Source organism: Actinosynnema sp. NPDC020468, assembly GCF_040642015.1.
GTDB lineage: Bacteria > Actinomycetota > Actinomycetes > Mycobacteriales > Pseudonocardiaceae > Actinosynnema.
Genome location: NZ_JBFAEO010000019.1, coordinates 119,171 through 135,575, shown reverse-complemented (window position 1 = coordinate 135,575; position 16,405 = coordinate 119,171). Strand labels below are relative to the sequence as shown.

Sequence of the window (16,405 nt, the reverse complement as noted above, 5' to 3'; positions counted from 1 at the left end):
CGTTGTCGAGTTTGGCCGGCGGTAGCGCTGAATGTGCCCCCTTGACACATGCGGTTGGGCTTCGCCCAGGCCATACGGGGAGAACACGAGGCCACTGCGTTGGGCTTGCGCGCCCTGCGGCGCGTGGGGGCGTGGGTTAAGGATTAGGTGTTCGGGGCTGGTGCGGGGACCATGCGGCTGTGGGGTTCTTGGATGCCAATGGGCTTGCGTATCGGTTGCCTGACGGGCGGGAGTTGTTTCGGGATGTCTCGTTCAAGGTCGGGGCCGGGCAGGTTGTGGCGCTCGTTGGGGGGAACGGGGTCGGGAAGTCGACTCTGTTGCGGATTCTCGCCGGGGAACTGACGCCTGCTGCCGGGTCCTCGCGGGTTCAGGGTGGGCTTGGGGTGATGCCCCAGTTCGTCGGGTCGGTTCGGGACTCCTCCACTGTGCGTGATCTTTTGTTGGCTGCTTCTCCTGTCGCGTTGCGGGATGCCGCTCGTGAGTTGGACGAGGTCGAGCTCGCCCTCATGGAGGTGGACGACGAGGTCCACCAGATGCGGTACGCGTCCGCTCTTGCCGAGTGGGGTGAGGTCGGGGGGTACGACGCCGAGGTCCTGTGGGACACGGTGACCGTTGCGGCGCTGGGTGTTCCCTATGACCGGGCTCGGTTTCGGGAGGTGCGGACGCTTTCCGGTGGGGAGCAGAAGCGGGTGGTGCTCGAGGCGTTGTTGCGGGGTGGGGAGCAGGTTCTGCTTCTGGACGAGCCGGACAACTACCTCGACGTGCCGGGCAAGCGGTGGTTGGAGGAGCGGTTGGTGGAGACCGGCAAGGGGGTTTTGCTGGTCAGTCACGACCGGGAGTTGTTGGGGGTTGCCGCCACGCACGTGGTGACCGTCGAGGCGCACTCCGCCTGGACGCACGTCGGGTCGTTCCGGGGGTGGCACTCGGCTCGGGCCGCTCGGATCGAGCGGTTGGCCGAGGAGCACAAGCGGTGGGAGGACGAGCACTCGCGGTTGCGGGAGTTGGTTCGGACGTTGCAGATCCAGGCTCGGATCTCCGAGGTGATGGCGGCCAAGTACCGCGCCATGCAGACGCGGTTGCAGAAGTTCGAGGAGGCCGGGCCGCCGCCGGAGATGCCCGTCGACGAGAAGGTCGTGCCCCGGTTGCGGGGTGGGCGGACCGGTGTCCGGGCGATCACGTGCGAGGGTCTCGAGCTGAGCGGGTTGATGAAGCCGTTCTCGGTGGAGGTGTTCTTCGGGGACCGGGTGGCCGTGCTCGGGTCCAACGGGTCCGGGAAGAGCCACTTCCTGCGGATGCTGGGCGGGGACGCCTCGGTCGCGCACGGCGGTGCCTGGAAGTTGGGCGCGCGGGTGGTGCCCGGGTTGTTCGCGCAGACGCACCAGCACCCCGAGTGGGTCGGGCGGAGTCTGGTCGACATCCTGTGGCACGGCGAGGACGGGCGCTCGGGCAAGGACCGGGGCGCGGCCATGGCGTTCCTGAGCCGGTACGGGCTCGGTGCGTCCGGTGACCAGCGGTTCGAGACGTTGTCCGGTGGGCAGCAGGCGCGGTTCCAGGTGTTGTTGCTGGAGTTGTCCGGCGCGACGCTGCTGTTGCTGGACGAGCCGACCGACAACCTCGACCTGCACTCGGCCGAGGCGTTGCAGCGGGCGTTGGAGGAGTTCACCGGGACGGTGGTCGCGGTGACGCACGACCGGTGGTTCGCGCGGACCTTCGACCGGTTCCTGCTGTTCCGGTCGGACGGGCTGGTCGTGGAGGTGGACGAGCCGGTGTGGGACGAGGCCCGGGTGGTGCGCAAGCGCTAGCGCGGGCCGAGTTGGGCCGTGGCGCACTCGTGTTCGAGGGTGTGACCGCGGTCGGTCCGGGTCCACGAGGTGAGCGAGGCGTTCGGGACCGGGGTGTTGCGCGCGTACGCCAGCAGGTCGCGTTCCGGCAGACCCTCCAGCAGGTAGCGCAGCAGGAACGCGGTCACCTCGTGGCCGAAGAGCAGCACCCGGCGGCCCGGGTGGGCGCGGTCCAGGTCGGTGAGCAGAGCGCGCAGGCGCAGGGTCACGTCGGCCCACGACTCGCCGCCCGGCGGGCGGTAGTAGAACTTGCCGAGCCGGCGCTTGCGGACCACCTCGTCCGGGAAGCGGGCGGTGACGCCGTGGGAGGTCAGCAGGTCCAGCACGCCCAGCTCGCGGTCGCGCAGGCGCTCGTCCACGACGGTCAGCGGGTGGTCGGGCAGGGCCAGGCGGGCGGTGTCGACGGCGCGCCGGTACGGGGAGCTGACCACCACGTCCGGCCACTGCGCGCGGGGTTGCTCGGCGAACCAGCGGCCCAGCGCGGCGGCCTGCTCGCGGCCGGTGTCCGACAGCGGCACGTCCGCGTCGCGCCAGGCGATGTCGATCAGCTCGTGTCCGCCCGACTCGGCGACCTCGCGGGCCACGTTGCCGGTGCTCTCCCCGTGCCTGATGAGTCCGATCCAGCCGAAGTCCACCTCGACCAACTTAGGGTAGAAATCACGCGTGGACCACGTCGACGCGTACTGCGAACGGCTTGACGCGAGCTTCTGGGCTGAACCGCTCAACGCGGTCAGCAACCTGGCCTTCCTGATCGCGGCCGTCCTGCTCTGGGTGCTCTACCGGCCGGCCTCGCGCAGCCTGCGGGCGCTGCCGGTGCTGCTCGCGCTGGTGGGCCTCGCGAGCTTCGCCTTCCACACCCTCGCGACCACGCTGACCAGCGCCGGCGACGTCGGGTTCATCGGCGTGTTCGTGGTCTGGTACCTGGTGTGCTTCGGGCACTGGTTCGGCGGGTTGAGCTGGCCGAAGGCGTGGTGGGCGGTGCCCGCGTTCGCCCTGGTGTACGGGGCGATGCTGCCGCTGGCCGAGGCGTTCCCCGGCGGGTCCGGTGGGTACCTCGCGCCGTGGCTCGCGCTGGTGGTGGTCGCGGTGGTGGCGGCGGTGCGCCGGTTGCCGTGGCACGACCTGGCGGTGGCGGCCGGGATCTTCGTGGTGTCGTTGACGCTGCGGACGCTCGACCAGCCGTTGTGCGGCGACTGGCCGAGCGGCACGCACTACGCGTGGCACACCCTGAACGCGGTGGTGCTGTTCCTGGTGGCGCGGGCGGCTATTCGACGTGAGCGGGAAGTCGGCCGGCCTTGACCGCCTTCACCAGTTCCTCGTGGTCGGCCTCGGTGCGGTCGGCGTACTCCTGGGCGTAGCCCGCGATCGACTCGTCCAGGCCCGCGCCGTCGGCGAGGTAGCCCGCGAGCAGCCGCGGGTCGACCGAGCGGCTGTGCGCGCGGGCCAGCAGCGCGCCCGCGAACCGGCCGTAGTCGTCCAGGTCGTCGCGCTTGAGCGTGGTCGCGTCGATCTCGCCCTTGCGGTTGCGGAACTGGCGGACGATGAAGTGCCTGCCCTCGATCGTGGTCCAGCCCAGCAGGATGTCGGTTTCCGCCTGGACGAGCCGGGCGCCGTGCACGATCCGCTTGCCCTCGTGCTTGGCGGGCGGCACGTCGAGGAACGGCGCGAGCGCGGACGGCCGCGCCTCCTTGGCCTGGAGCACGAGCGCCTCGTCACCGTTGCCGTGCAACAGGATCAGGTAGTTGCGCAGACCGACGCTGCCGGTGCCGACGACCCGGAACGCGACGTCGGACACGCCGTAGCGCATGATCAGGCTGTACCGGGACTCGCGCAGGGTGTCCACGTAGGACGGGAGCGCGTCGACCACCGCGGTGGCCGTGGCGTCCGGGATCCGGGTCAGCACGGGCGGGTCGGCGACGAAGCGCCAGTGCTCGCCCTCGCGGCGGGTCCACTTCGCGGCGACCTTGGCGCTGGTGTTCTTGCGCGCCTTGGAGGCGGCCTTGCCGAACTCGTCCAGCAGGTCGTCGGCCTTGGACTTCGACAGCACGGACTCGTCGCCCAGCGCGCTCCACGACTCCAGGAACGGCAGTTCCGCCAGGTGCTTCGCGGCGCCCCGGTAGGCGCGGACGGCGTCCTCGGCGGCGTCCCGGCAGCCCTTCTCCGACACGCCGCCCTGCCTGCCCGCGAGCACCAGCGAGGCGGCCAGCCGCTTGAGGTCCCACTCCCACGGACCGGGCAGCGTCTCGTCGAAGTCGTTGATGTCCATGACGATCTGGCCCTCGGGCGTGCCGTAGAGGCCGAAGTTCGCCGCGTGCGCGTCGCCGCACAGCTGGGCGTCCAGACCGCTGCGCACGCCCTCCGCGAGGTCGCCCGCCATGAGACCCGCCGTGCCCCGGTAGAACGAGAACGGCGAGGCGAGCATCCGGCCGACCCGCAGCGCCACGAGTTCGGGCAGCCGGCCCTGGTTCGTGGCCTCCACGTAGTCGACCACCGACGGCCGGTTCGACGCGATCGACATCGCGCGGTGCTCCTCGTGCGCCACCGCCGCGCGCAGCGCGCGTCCTTGCGCGAGGACCTCTTCCGGTTCGGTCCAGCGCCCCAGGGCCGCAGCTGCCTCGGCCCGTTTCCGTTCACCCATGCGACACATGATGCCTGGCGCGCGGACCGGAAACGGCCACCTCGACAAGGCTGTGACCCGTGCTGTGACCAGTGTTGTCGGGCTCAACGCCCAATTCGGGCGCGGGGTGTGCGGCCCGCGCCCGACCGGCTGCGCAGCGTTACCCGAGGACCTTCGCGAGCGCGTCGACGCCCTGGTCCAGTTCGTCCCGGGTGATCACCAGCGGCGGCGCGACGCGCAGCGTGTTCTCGTGGGTTTCCTTGCACAGCACGCCGAGTTCGGCCAGCGCCTCCGACGCCTCGCGGCCGTCCGGCCCGCCGGGCGCGATCTCCACGCCGGCCCACAGCCCGCGTCCGCGCACGGCCGCGACGCCGGGCAGCTCGGCCAACCGCGCGTGCAGGTGCGCGCCGAGGTCGCGGGACCGGCGCTGGAACTCGCCGGTGGCCAGCAGCCGAACCACGGCCCGGCCCACCGCGCAGGCCAGCGGGTTGCCGCCGAACGTCGAGCCGTGCTCGCCGGGTCGCAGCACGCCCAGCACGTCCCGCCTGCCCACCACCGCGGACACCGGCACGATGCCGCCGCCCAGCGCCTTGCCCAGCGTGTACAGGTCGGCCCGGACGCCCTCGTGGTCCAGCGCGAACAGGTCGCCGGTGCGGCCGAGGCCGGACTGGATCTCGTCCGCGACCAGCAGCACGTCGTGCTCGTCGCACAGCGCGCGCACGCCCCGGAAGTAGCCCGCCGGCGGCACGATCACGCCGGCCTCGCCCTGCACGGGCTCCAGCAGCACGGCGGCGGTGTTCGCGGTGATCGCGTCGCGCACGTCGTCCAGCACGCCGTAGCGGACCACCCGGAAGCCCGGGGTGAACGGGCCGAAGTCGGCGCGCGCGGTCTCGTCGGTGGAGAACGACACGATCGTGGTGGTGCGGCCGTGGAAGTTGGACCCGGCGACGATGATCTCCGCGCGACCCTCGGGCACGCCCTTCACCCGGTACGCCCACTTGCGGGCGACCTTGATCGCGGACTCGACGGCCTCGGCGCCGGAGTTCATCGCGAGCACCAGCTCGGTGCCGGTCAGCTCGGCGAGCTCGCGGCAGAACGGGCCGAACTGGTCGTGCCGGAAGGCGCGGCTGGTGAGCGTCACCCGGCCGAGCTGCTCGACGGCGGCGGCGACGAGGTCCGGGTGCCGGTGGCCGAAGTTGAGCGACGAGTAGCCGGACAGGAAGTCCAGGTACCGGCGACCCTCCACGTCGGTCACCCAGGAACCCTCGCCGTGCGCGATCACGACCGGCAGGGGGTGGTAGTTGTGCGTGCTCCACTCGTCGTCGAGCGCGATGAACTGCCGGGAGGCGGGTGCGGTGGTGGCGGTCATGTCCCCAGGCTAAACGGCCTGTGCCAGCGATTTCATCCGTCAGGTATTGCGTTCTGGCTGGATTTGTTGCGCAATCGGGTGGTTGCGCGGCGATCCGTTGTGCGGCGGGCGGGCCGAAGATCGTCCGGTTACGCTCCGACGATGGCGAAGAAGTCCGCGCAGGTCCAGTCGGTTTCCGCGGCGCTCCGGGTGAACCCCGACTCGTTCGACCTGGCGGAGGTCGACCCGGCCGGCAAACCCGTGGGCCCGACGTCCAAATCGGACGCCGCCGACGAACTCGGGGTGATCGGGTCCGAGTTGGACGCACTCCAGGAGGCGCTGTACGCGGAGGGCGCGGGCGGTGGGCGGCGACGGGTGCTGCTGGTGCTCCAGGGCATGGACACCTCGGGCAAGGGCGGCACCATCGCGCACGTCGCCGGTCTGGTGAACCCGCAGGGGTTGCGCATCGCGTCGTTCAAGAAGCCGACCAGGGCGGAGCTGCGCCACGACTTCCTGTGGCGGATCCGCCGCCAGGTGCCGCCGCCCGGCCACCTCGGCGTGTTCGACCGCTCGCACTACGAGGACGTGCTGGTCGCGCGGGTGGACCAGTTGGTGCCGGAGACCGAGTGGCGTCGGAGGTACGGGCAGATCAACGAGTTCGAGGCCGCGTTGGCCGAGGAGGGCGTGCGGCTGGTGAAGTGCTTCCTGCACATCTCGCCCGACGCCCAGCGGGAACGGCTGATCGCCCGGCTGGAGGACCCGACCAAGCGCTGGAAGTACAACCCGCACGACCTGGAGGTGCGGGCCGGGTTCTCCGAATACCAGGCCGCCTACCAGGACGCGTTGGTGAAGTGCTCGACCGCGGTCGCGCCGTGGTTCGTCGTGCCGGCCGACCGGAAGTGGTACCGGAACTGGGCTGTAGCGCGACTGCTCCTCGAAGCGATGAAGGACGTGGCTCCGGTGTACCCGGAGCCCACGTACGATCCGGTGGCGGAGCTGGCCCGCCTGCGGGACGCCGACCCGTTGCGGTAGGCGCAATATCTGTTGCGCTTATTGCACTGTCGCGTTCGCTTGGGCCACTGTGGGTTCCGGACGGTTCCAGGCTTTGAGGGGGCGACATGGTGGTGAACAGGCGGCAGGTCCTCGGGGCGGCCGGTGTGGGAGCGGGGTTGCTGATGACCGAGGGCGTCGCCGGTGCGCAGGGCGCGTCGGAGATCCGCGTCTACCTCGGCACGTACACCTCGTGGGACGGCGGCGGCCCCGGCATCGGGCTCGGCGTCTTCGACCGGACCACGGGCGTGCTGCGGTCGACCGGCGCGGTGGCGGGCGTCGCCAACCCGTCGTTCGTGATCGAGGCGGGCAACCTCCTGTACGCGGTGGACGAGCAGCCCGCCGGCGCGGTGACCGCGTTGGCGCTGGGCGCGGACGGCGTGCCCACCGTGCTCAACTCGACCCCGACCGGCGGCGGCGACCCGTGCCACCTGACGGTGTTCCAGGGTCACCTGCTGACCGCGAACTACAGCACCGGCAGCGTGTCGGTGCACCCGCTCGGCGCGGACGGCTCCGTGCAGCCGCACAGCGACCTGGTCGTGCACCAGGGTCACGGCCCCGACTCGTCGCGCCAGGCCGGTCCGCACGCGCACCAGGTCGTCTCCGACGTCAAGGGCGAGTACGTGCTGGCCGTCGACCTCGGCACCGACTCGGTGTACACCTACAAGCTGTCCGCGACGGGCAAGCTGACCCGGGTGTCCACCGCGAAGCTGAAGGCCGGCGCCGGACCGCGCCACCTCGCGTTCGCGCCGTCGGGCAAGTACGCCTACATCGCGAACGAGCTGGACTCGACGCTGACCGTCGCGACCTACGACAAGGGCGTGCTCAAGGTCGGCGCGTCGGTGCGCACCGCGCCGGCGGGGTCGGTGCGCAACTACCCGGCCGAGGTGCTGGTGTCGGCGGACGGCAAGTTCGTCTACGTCTCGAACCGGGGTCACGACAGCGTCGCGGTGTTCGCGGTGTCGGGCGCGTCGGTGAACCTGGTCGAGACGGTGCCGGTCGGCGGCAAGTACCCCCGCGACATCACGCTGGACTCGACGGGCCGGTTCCTGTTCGCGGGCAACCAGAACTCGAACAACGTGACGGTGTTCGCGGTGGACCCGACGAGCGGTCGGCTGTCCAAGAAGTCCACTTTCGACGCGCCGATCCCCGTCTGTGTCGCTCTGAAGGGCTAACTTTCCCGGCGGGCACCGTCCACAGTGGTAGGTCAGGTTCATGAACCTGATGGCAGTGGCACTGCTGATGGCACTGGTACCCGCCCCGATCGCGCCGGAGCTGGCCGCGTTGGGTGACTCCTACGCGGCCGGCGTCGGCGCGGAGCGGCACGGGCCCTGCGGTCGCGGCGACAACGCCTACCCGGCCCTGTACGCCAAGCAGACCTCGGCGTCGCTGATCTTCCTGGCCTGCTCGGGCGCGACGGTCGACAACGTGCTCCAGACCCAGGTGCCCCGCATCACCCCGCCGACCTCGATCGTGACGGTGACGGTGGGCGGCAACGACGCCGGGTTCGCCGACGTGATGACCACGTGCGTGCTGAACGGCGATTCCGTGTGCCGGCGGGCGGTCGACCGGTCGGTGTCGTTCATCCGGACCTCGCTCGGCCGCCGGCTGGACGGGCTCTACGCGGCCATCCGCGCCAAGACTCCCGCGAAGGTGGTCGTGCTGGGTTATCCCCGGCTGTTCGAGCCCGCGGGCTCCTGTTCGTTCAGCGTCGCGAAGCGCACCGCGTTGAACGGGGCGGCGGACGTGCTGGACGAGGTCATCGGTGCTCGCGCGAAGGCGGCCGGTTTCGGGTTCGGCGACGTGCGCACCACGTTCGCGGGCCACGGGCTGTGCGGGCGGTCGCCGTGGCTCAACAACGTGACCTTCCCGATCGCCTCCTCGTTCCACCCGACCGCGACCGGCCAGCGCCTGGGCTACCTACCGGTCCTGCTCGCGACTCTGTGACAGCTGTCCGACGGCGAAGTCCGCGGTCGTGTGCGTGATCTGGGAACTCGTGTAGTCCGGCTCCGGCAGTTCCGCCTCGCCGAGTGTCGTCAGCTCGTAGAGCCAGTTCTCGAACGCGGCGGTGAACCCCGTCGGCCACTCGCGGCTGCGCCGGGCGAGCAGCGCGTAGGCCCGCCCGGCCAACAGCTCCCGCACGTCCTGCGGCACGGCGTCCGGCGGCGCGCAGAGGATCAGGTCGGGTGCGGCGGCCGGCGGCAGCGCCTCCGACGCGTGCAGCCACCCCGACAGGAACTCCACCCACTCCCTGGCCCGCTGTTCCGGCGATCCGTCGGCCACCAGGTAGGACAACTGGTCGTGGATCGCGAACCCGGTGCGCAGCCGCCGTTCGAGGAAGTCGTCGCCGAGCAGCCGGGCGCGCTTGAGTTCGAGGAAGTCCGGCATCGTGTTGTGGACGAAGAGTTCGTCGTCCACGAGGTGGAGCGAGTTCAGCACCGAGTGGCGTCCGTCGGCGTCCAGCCCCGCCTGCCACAGGTTGACCGCCGCCTGCCACTGGTCCCGATCAGGCGACACGACGGTCAGCGGCACCCATCCGGGTGCCCACAGGCGGAGGACCACCAGGTTCGCCGAGTACGCGGCCAACGCCCGCAGCGCGTCCGGATCCAGTGGTCGGTAGTCGGTGTAGGACTTCGACGGTTTGCGGCGGCGGTACCCGTGCAGCAGGGCTTCCAGGGTGCGGAAGACGCGGTCCCGCTCGGTGTCCTCCAGGGTGTTGAGCCGGGTTCGGACGAAGTCCCGGACCGGCGCCTGCACGCTCAGCGGTTGGTGCGAGATCAGGGCGTGCAGGAGGTCGTCGTCGGGTTCGTGCTCACGGCGGCGGCCGAACGCGCCCTCGGCGACGTCGCGCAGCACCTCTACGATCCGGTTGGCCACCAGGTACTCGGCGAACGTGGCGTGCAGGAACTCGTAGCTGCGCAAGGTTTTCCGGCCCGACGCCTCGGGCGCGTGCACGAAGAAGAACTCGGCCAGCAGGCGCTCGCCGGGTGTGGGCGCGGCGACGAGGGCCTTCAGGTCCGCGCCGAGTTCGGCCTCGGTGATGTCCTGCCGACCCCGGTTGAACATGCCCAGCGCGGCCACCGAAAGCCGGAGCAACTGGTCTTCGACGGCGTCGGTGAGTTCCTGGCCGTGCAGTGGGCGACCGGCTTTTTTGGTCACTTCGCGCCGGGCGTAGGTGTCGAACAGGCGCTCGTAGAGGTCGCTCACGGACAGCTGCTCGGACTGGTCCACCTGCGGATCGGCGTAGTAGAGCGCCAGCATGAGCAGGAGGAGGGGCTGGCACGCGAGGTCCCGGTGGGCGAGCGCGGTGTCCGGCGAGAAGGGCCGCGTGGTCGCGTTGACCTGGTTCCACACCTCGATCCACGCGCGGATCTGCGCCTCGTGGAACGGTTCCAGTCGCACGACCGGGGTGTCCTCCGGCACGCCGACGCGGTCCATGACCAGGGTGCGCGAGGTGACCACGATCGAGAGGGGTCTGCCGACGGCGGCTTCGACGCGCTGGAACTCGGCCACCTCGTGCAGGTAGCCGGCGCGGTCGTGGTTGGTGGCCTGGAGGAGTTCGTCCAGGCCGTCCAGCAGGACCACCCGCATCAGGTGCTCGGCCTGGTCGGCCAGGTCCGCCCACGGCACGCGGCCGTGGGTGGTGAGGTCGAGGGCCTGCTGGATCTGGGCGGTGATCGTGGCGTCCGCGTCGACCGAGCGCAGCGGGACCCGGACCACCGAGTAGCCCTCCAGCGGCAGCCGGGCCGCGATCACCTTGGTGACCAACGACTTCCCCGCGCCCGGGTGGCCGAGCAGGAGCAGCGGCAGCCGGGTGGCCTCGGCCGAGCAGAAGTGCCGGGCGAGCACCGGTTCCAGGTCGTGGACCTCGGTCAGCGTGTTCCACAGGTGGTCGTCGGACAGCCGGTCCAGGCGATCGTGGACCTTGCACCGGGGAGTGACGAAAATGCTCTCGATCGAGGGAAACCTCGCGTTGTCGCCGTAGCCGTCGGCGTGCACGTCGACGACCGGTCGGCTCAGCACGGCCCGGTTGAGGTCGCGGAGCACGGCGCACAGGTCGCGCGGGTGGGTGTGCTCCGCCACGACGTGGAGCAGGTCTTCGAGCCGACCCATCGCGGCGCGCGGCGCCGTGTCGCGCCCCGTGCTCGCCCACATCGCGAACTCGGGCACCTCCGGCGCCAGCGCGAGGAACCGCTCCCGGTACCGGTCGACCGCCCGCCCGGCGAGCGGGCCGTTGTGCGCGATGTCGCCGAAGCGCAGGAAGTGGGTCGCCGTCCACGTGAGCAGGTCCCCGAGGTTGCCCGTGAACGACCGGACCGCCGACGGCGTGGGCACCGCGGCGGAGTAGAGCATCCCGGTCGTCCAGTGCCGCTCCTGGTACGCGGCGTCGGACGTGCCCCACGCCTCGAAGAACGCCATCACCACCATCAGCGTGTGCGCGGCGATGAGCAGGGTGTGCCGCTGGAGGCCGGACGAGTGCTCCAGGATCTCCGGCACCTGGTCGATCTTGAGCCGCAGCAACCGCTTCGCCTCGGCCTTGGGCACGAGCCAGCCGTCGGTTCGCGGTCGGACGTCCGGGTCCAGGGGCACGCCGTCCAGCAGGCGGTCGAGTTCGAGCAGCCAGGGCAGGTCGTGCTCGCCTAACAGGAGCAGGGCGCCGCGGAAGGTGGACGGGTCGTGTGCCACGGACGGGAGGGTAATCCCGTTGGCGGAGTGGTGGGGGTGGTTGGGACCATGCGCGGGTGAAATCGACGGATGGGTTGCGGTCGGTGGCGGCCACCCGGTACGTGACGCCGTTTCGTGAAGGCGGGTCGCTGCCCGGGCTGGTCGAGGCCGACGACCTCGGGATGTACGTGCTCAAGTTCCGGGGCGCCGGGCAGGGCGTGAAGGCGCTGATCGCGGAGATCGTGGTCGGGGAACTGGCGCGGCGGTTGGGGTTCCGGGTGCCGGAGCTGGTGCTCGTGGACGTCGATCCCGAACTGGCGCGGGCCGAGCCCGACCAGGAGGTGCAGGAGTTGTTGCGCGCCAGCGGCGGGGTGAACCTCGGCGTGGACTACCTGCCCGGGTCGTTCGACTACAACCCCGTGGTGCGGGAGCCGTCCGTCGAGGTCGCGACGCGGTTGCTGTGGTTGGACGCGTTGACGCTCAACGTCGACCGGAGTTGGCGCAACCCCAACACCCTGTTGTGGCACAAGGAGTTGTGGCTCATCGACCACGGCGCATCGCTGTACTTCCACCACTCGTGGCGACCCGACCGGTTCCCCACGCCGCAGTACCGGTTCGACGCGGCGGACCACCTGATGGTCCCGTTCGCGGGCGCGCTCGACGGTGTGGACGCGGAGATGGCCGCGGCGGTCACCGACGGGCTGGTGCGCGAGGTGCTGGCGCTGGTGCCGGACGAGTGGTTGGCGCAGGACGAGGCGTTCGGGTCGCCGGCGGGGTCGCGGGACGCCTACGCGGCGTTCTTCGCCGCCCGGCTCGCCGGACCGCGGGCGTGGGTCGAGGCAGTGGAGGCCGTCCGTGTCGCACGGGTATGAGTACGCGGTCGTGCGGGCCGTGCCGCGGCAGGAGCGCGGCGAGTTCGTCAACGTCGGCGTGATCGTCTACTGCGCGCCGCTGGACTTCCTGGGCGCGCGCACGCACGTGGACGAGGCGCGGGTGCGGGCGCTGGACCCGTTCCTCGACCTGGACGTGCTGCGGGCGAGCCTGGAGCACCTCGACCGGTCCTGCGGCGCCGACCGCGCGGCGGGTCCGGTGGTCGGCACCACGCGCGGGCAGCGGTTCCGGTGGCTCACCGCGCCGCGCAGCACGGTCCTCCAGACCTCGCCCGCGCACACCGGTTTCACCGCCGACCCGGCGGGTGAGCTGGAGCGGCTGCTGGTGGCGCTCGTGCTGCCGCCCGGCCGGTAGGCTGGCAACCTCTTACCCCGCACCGCGTCTATAGGTGCAAAGAAGTGGTCAACACACGGATCGGGGTCGCCACATGAGTGCTGGATACCGCCAGGGGTACCAGCAGAAGGCGTACGCGCCGGTGCCAAGGAGGCGGAAGTTGCGCGTCGGAAGGCTCATCGGGGTCGTGCTGGTGGCCTTGCTGGCGCTGGGCGTCGGGATGTGGATCTACGTCGACTCCTCGCTCAAGCGGACCGACGCGCTCCCGGACTACGCGGGCAGGCCCGCCGACACGCCCGGCACGAACTGGCTGCTGGTCGGTTCCGACGGCCGCGAGGACCTGACCCCCGAGCAGCAGGCCGAACTCGCCACCGGGTTCGCCGCGGGGCAGCGCACGGACACCATCATGCTGCTGCACATCCCCGAGGGCTCGGGGAAGGCGACGCTGGTGAGCATCCCGCGCGACTCCTACGTGGACATCCCCGACAACGGCAAGAACAAGATCAACGCGGCGTTCTCGCTCGGCGGCCCGCAGCTGCTGGTGAAGACCGTGGAGGGCGCGACCGGCGTGCACCTCGACCACTACATGGAGATCGGCTTCGGCGGGTTCGCGGGCATCGTGGACGCGGTGGGCGGTGTCGACATGTGCATCGACGAGCCGATGAAGGACCCGTTGGCGGGCCTCGACCTCCAGGCCGGGTGCCAGGAGTTGGACGGCGCGCAGGCGCTCGGGTTCGTGCGGACGCGGGCGTTCGCCAACGCCGACCTCCAGCGGGTGCAGAACCAGCGCAAGTTCCTGGCCGCGTTGACCGACAAGGCGACCAGCGCGGGCGTGCTGCTCAACCCGTTCAAGTCGTTCCCGCTGCTGTTCGCCGGCACGGACTCGATCACCGTCGCGGACGGCGACCACCTGCACCACCTCGCGGGCATGGCGTTCTCCATGGGCGGCGGCGTGGACACGGTGACGGTGCCGGTCGGCGGCACCCCGACGCTCGACGGCGTCGGCTCGGTCGTGCAGTGGGACCGGGAGAACGCGCTGCGGTTGTTCGGCGCGCTGGAGAAGGACGAGGCGGTGCCGGCCGACCTGATCACCGTGCCGAAGTAGGTCCCGGGACGACGAACGGCGCTGCCGGCCCTCCCCCTGAGGGCCGGCAGCGCCGTGTCGCGTGCCGGGACGCCGCGCGTCCGACCGGCTCGCGGGTCGTCCTACGGCGCGGCGGGTTCCGGCGCGGCCGGCGCCGGTGGGGCGTCCGCGGCCGCGGCCTCGACGATCAGCTCGAACTCGCGCATCAAGTCGTCGTAGATCGGCGTCAGTGACATTAGGTAACCCCCAGGCTCGTTGAGTCCCCCGATCGGGCCAAAGGAGCGTACTTGGCCGAGCCCGGTGACTTCACGCGGTATTGGGCTTTTGGTGGTTCGTGTCGCTAACTGGTGACTAAACACACCTTGTTCTCGCAGGTTGTGGTGCCCGGTCACATGGGCCGGCAAACCGGGACGTCCTAGCGTTTGTCGGCATGCAGAGTGTTCCCGGTCACATCGGAGAGGGCCTCGAGGGGCGGGTCGCGCTCGTCACGGGCGCCGCGAGCGGCATCGGCAGGGCGTGCGCGGAGGTGCTCGCGAAGGCGGGCGCCGAGGTGCACCTGGTCGACCGCGTCGACACCCGGCGGCTCGCCGACGAACTCGGCGGGCACGCCCACCTGGTCGACCTCGGCGACGACGACCCGGTCGCGGGACTGCCCGCGCGGGTCGACGTGCTGGTGAACAACGCGGGCCTCCAGCACGTCGCGCCGGTGCAGGACTTCCCGCCCGAGCGGTTCGCGCTCGTCCAGCGGGTCATGCTCACCGCGCCCTTCCTGCTCGTCCGGCACGTGCTGCCGCACATGTACGAGCGCGGCTGGGGTCGCGTGGTCAACATCTCCAGCGTCCACGGCCACCGCGCGAGCCCGTTCAAGGCCGCCTACGTCGCCGCGAAGCACGGCCTGGAGGGGCTGAGCAAGGTCGTCGCCCTCGAGGGCGCGCCGCACGGCGTCACCAGCAACTGCGTCAGCCCCGGCTACGTCCGGACACCCCTGGTGCAGAGCCAGATCGACGACCAGGCGCGGGCGCACGGCGTCGAGCCCGACCGGGTGCTCTCCGAGGTGCTGCTGACCAGGCAGCCGATCAAGCAGCTGGTGGAACCGGACGAGGTCGCCGAGGTGGTGCGCTGGCTGTGCGGGCCGCACGCGCGCCACGTCACCGGCTCCTCGTTCTCGATCGACGGCGGCTGGACCGCCCAGTGACCTGCCCGCCGCGCAGGAAACCCCGTCCCCCCAACGAAGTGGTGACCAGCCCATGACCAGCACCGCTCCGGCGAAACCCGGGTTCGCCAAGGTCGTCATCGCAGGCCTCGTCGGCACCACCATCGAGTGGTACGACTTCTTCCTCTACGGTTCCGCCGCCGCCTTGGTGTTCAACAAGGTGTTCTTCCCGACGGTCGACCCCCTCAACGGCACCCTGCTCGCGTTCACCACCTACGCCATCGGCTTCCTGGCCCGTCCGCTGGGCGGGCTCGTGTTCGGGCACTTCGGCGACCGGATCGGCCGCAAGAAGCTGCTCGTGCTGAGCCTCGTGCTGATGGGCGGCGCCACGTTCGCGATGGGTCTGCTGCCCACCTACGCGGCGATCGGCGTCGGCGCGCCGCTGCTGCTGACGTTCCTGCGCCTGGTGCAGGGTTTCGCGCTCGGCGGCGAGTGGGGCGGCGCGGTGCTCATCGTGTCCGAGCACGGCAGCGCCGAACGGCGCGGGTTCTGGGCGTCCTGGCCGCAGGCGGGCGTCCCGGTGGGCAACCTGCTCGCCACGGCGGTGCTCGCGGTGCTGGCCGCCGTGCAGACCGAGGAGGCGTTCATCTCCTGGGGCTGGCGGGTGCCGTTCCTGATCTCCGGCGTGCTGGTCCTGATCGGACTGTGGATCAGGCTCAGCGTCAGCGAGTCGCCCGTTTTCCTGGAGGCGCAGGCGAAGGCGGCCGCGGGCCCGAAGGAGAAGGCGCCGATCGTCGAGGTCTTCCGGCACCACTGGCGCGAGGTGCTGATCGCGATGGGCGCGCGGATGGGGGAGAACGTCTCCTACTACGTGCTGACCGCGTTCATCCTCACCTACATCACCGGACCGCTCGGGCTGCCCAAGTCCACCGGCCTCAACGCGGTGCTCATCGCGAGCGCGGTGCACCTGGTGGCGATCCCGTGCTGGGGCGCGCTGTCCGACGTGATCGGCAGGCGGCGCACCTACCTGATCGGCGCGCTGGGCGTCGGCGCGTGGATGTTCGCCTTCTTCGCCTTGCTGGACACCAAGTCCTTCCTGCCGATCACGCTCGCGGTGACCGTCGGGCTCGTGCTGCACGGCGCGATGTACGGGCCGCAGGCGGCGTTCTTCTCCGAGCTGTTCGGCACGAAGGTGCGCTACTCCGGCGCGTCGGTCGGCTACCAGCTCGCGTCGATCGCGGCCGGCGCGGTGGCGCCGCTGATCGCCACGGCGCTGCTCAAGGAGTTCGGCGGCACGACGCCCGTGACGCTGTACGTGCTCGCGATGTGCCTCATCACGGTGGTCGCCGTGCTGGTGGCGAAGGAGACGAGGGGAACCTCCCTGAGCCGGAACGACACCGACCGCGCGTCGGTGTCAGCATGA

General features: G+C 70.9%; 14 protein-coding genes. 10 read left to right on the top strand and 4 right to left on the bottom strand.

The features are described from left to right. Positions 1–179 precede the first annotated feature (179 nt). Complete coding sequence (locus tag AB0G50_RS16365; protein WP_360108354.1) at positions 180–1,802, top strand: ATP-binding cassette domain-containing protein; 1,623 nt, start codon at positions 180–182, stop codon at positions 1,800–1,802. Here AB0G50_RS16365 and AB0G50_RS16360 read toward each other — a convergent pair. Further along, positions 1,799–2,476, bottom strand: coding sequence for a histidine phosphatase family protein (locus tag AB0G50_RS16360; RefSeq protein WP_360108351.1), 678 nt, complete (start codon positions 2,474–2,476; stop codon positions 1,799–1,801). The genes AB0G50_RS16365 and AB0G50_RS16360 overlap by 4 nt on opposite strands. A gap of 28 nt (positions 2,477–2,504) precedes the next feature. Here AB0G50_RS16360 and AB0G50_RS16355 point away from each other — a divergent pair, with 28 nt between their 5' ends. Further along, positions 2,505–3,140 (top strand): hypothetical protein, encoded by a 636-nt coding sequence (locus tag AB0G50_RS16355; RefSeq protein ID WP_360108348.1) that lies wholly within the window; start codon positions 2,505–2,507, stop codon positions 3,138–3,140. Here the strand turns inward: AB0G50_RS16355 and AB0G50_RS16350 are convergent. Further along, complete coding sequence (locus AB0G50_RS16350) at positions 3,106–4,479, bottom strand: DUF2252 domain-containing protein (RefSeq protein ID WP_360108345.1); 1,374 nt, start codon at positions 4,477–4,479, stop codon at positions 3,106–3,108. The two genes, AB0G50_RS16355 and AB0G50_RS16350, sit on opposite strands and share 35 nt — an antisense overlap. A gap of 139 nt (positions 4,480–4,618) precedes the next feature. Further along, a complete protein-coding gene (gene rocD / locus AB0G50_RS16345; RefSeq protein ID WP_360108342.1) occupies positions 4,619–5,827 on the bottom strand; it encodes an ornithine--oxo-acid transaminase in 1,209 nt (402 codons plus the stop codon). A 141-nt stretch (positions 5,828–5,968) separates the two neighbouring features. Here rocD and AB0G50_RS16340 point away from each other — a divergent pair, with 141 nt between their 5' ends. The 3 genes from AB0G50_RS16340 to AB0G50_RS16330 all read left to right on the top strand — a co-directional run bounded on the left by AB0G50_RS16340 (position 5,969) and on the right by AB0G50_RS16330 (position 8,803). Further along, positions 5,969–6,838, top strand: coding sequence for a PPK2 family polyphosphate kinase (locus AB0G50_RS16340; protein ID WP_360108339.1), 870 nt, complete (start codon positions 5,969–5,971; stop codon positions 6,836–6,838). Between the two features lie 86 nt (positions 6,839–6,924). After that, a complete protein-coding gene (locus AB0G50_RS16335; protein ID WP_360108336.1) occupies positions 6,925–8,031 on the top strand; it encodes a lactonase family protein in 1,107 nt (368 codons plus the stop codon). Positions 8,032–8,071: 40 nt separating this feature from the next. Further along, a complete protein-coding gene (locus AB0G50_RS16330) occupies positions 8,072–8,803 on the top strand; it encodes an SGNH/GDSL hydrolase family protein (protein WP_360108333.1) in 732 nt (243 codons plus the stop codon). Here AB0G50_RS16330 and AB0G50_RS16325 read toward each other — a convergent pair. Beyond that, positions 8,777–11,542, bottom strand: a complete 2,766-nt coding sequence (locus AB0G50_RS16325; protein WP_360108330.1) for a hypothetical protein — start codon at positions 11,540–11,542, stop codon at positions 8,777–8,779. The two genes, AB0G50_RS16330 and AB0G50_RS16325, sit on opposite strands and share 27 nt — an antisense overlap. A 56-nt stretch (positions 11,543–11,598) precedes the next feature. On the opposite strand from AB0G50_RS16325, the gene AB0G50_RS16320 reads away from it, so the two are divergent. From AB0G50_RS16320 to AB0G50_RS16300, 5 genes are all read left to right on the top strand, one after another. Then, on the top strand, positions 11,599–12,393 hold the full coding sequence (locus AB0G50_RS16320; protein ID WP_360108327.1) for a HipA family kinase: 795 nt from the start codon (positions 11,599–11,601) through the stop codon (positions 12,391–12,393). Next, positions 12,377–12,766, top strand: coding sequence for a DUF3037 domain-containing protein (locus AB0G50_RS16315; protein ID WP_360108324.1), 390 nt, complete (start codon positions 12,377–12,379; stop codon positions 12,764–12,766). The genes AB0G50_RS16320 and AB0G50_RS16315 overlap by 17 nt, the downstream gene beginning before the upstream one ends. A 73-nt stretch (positions 12,767–12,839) precedes the next feature. Beyond that, on the top strand, positions 12,840–13,850 hold the full coding sequence (locus AB0G50_RS16310; RefSeq protein ID WP_360108321.1) for an LCP family protein: 1,011 nt from the start codon (positions 12,840–12,842) through the stop codon (positions 13,848–13,850). A 409-nt stretch (positions 13,851–14,259) separates the two neighbouring features. Then, the gene (locus tag AB0G50_RS16305) at positions 14,260–15,024 is read left to right on the top strand and encodes a 3-hydroxybutyrate dehydrogenase (protein WP_360108318.1); all 765 of its coding nucleotides are present in this window, start codon (positions 14,260–14,262) and stop codon (positions 15,022–15,024) included. 52 nt (positions 15,025–15,076) lie between these two features. Beyond that, positions 15,077–16,405 (top strand): MFS transporter, encoded by a 1,329-nt coding sequence (locus tag AB0G50_RS16300; RefSeq protein ID WP_360108315.1) that lies wholly within the window; start codon positions 15,077–15,079, stop codon positions 16,403–16,405.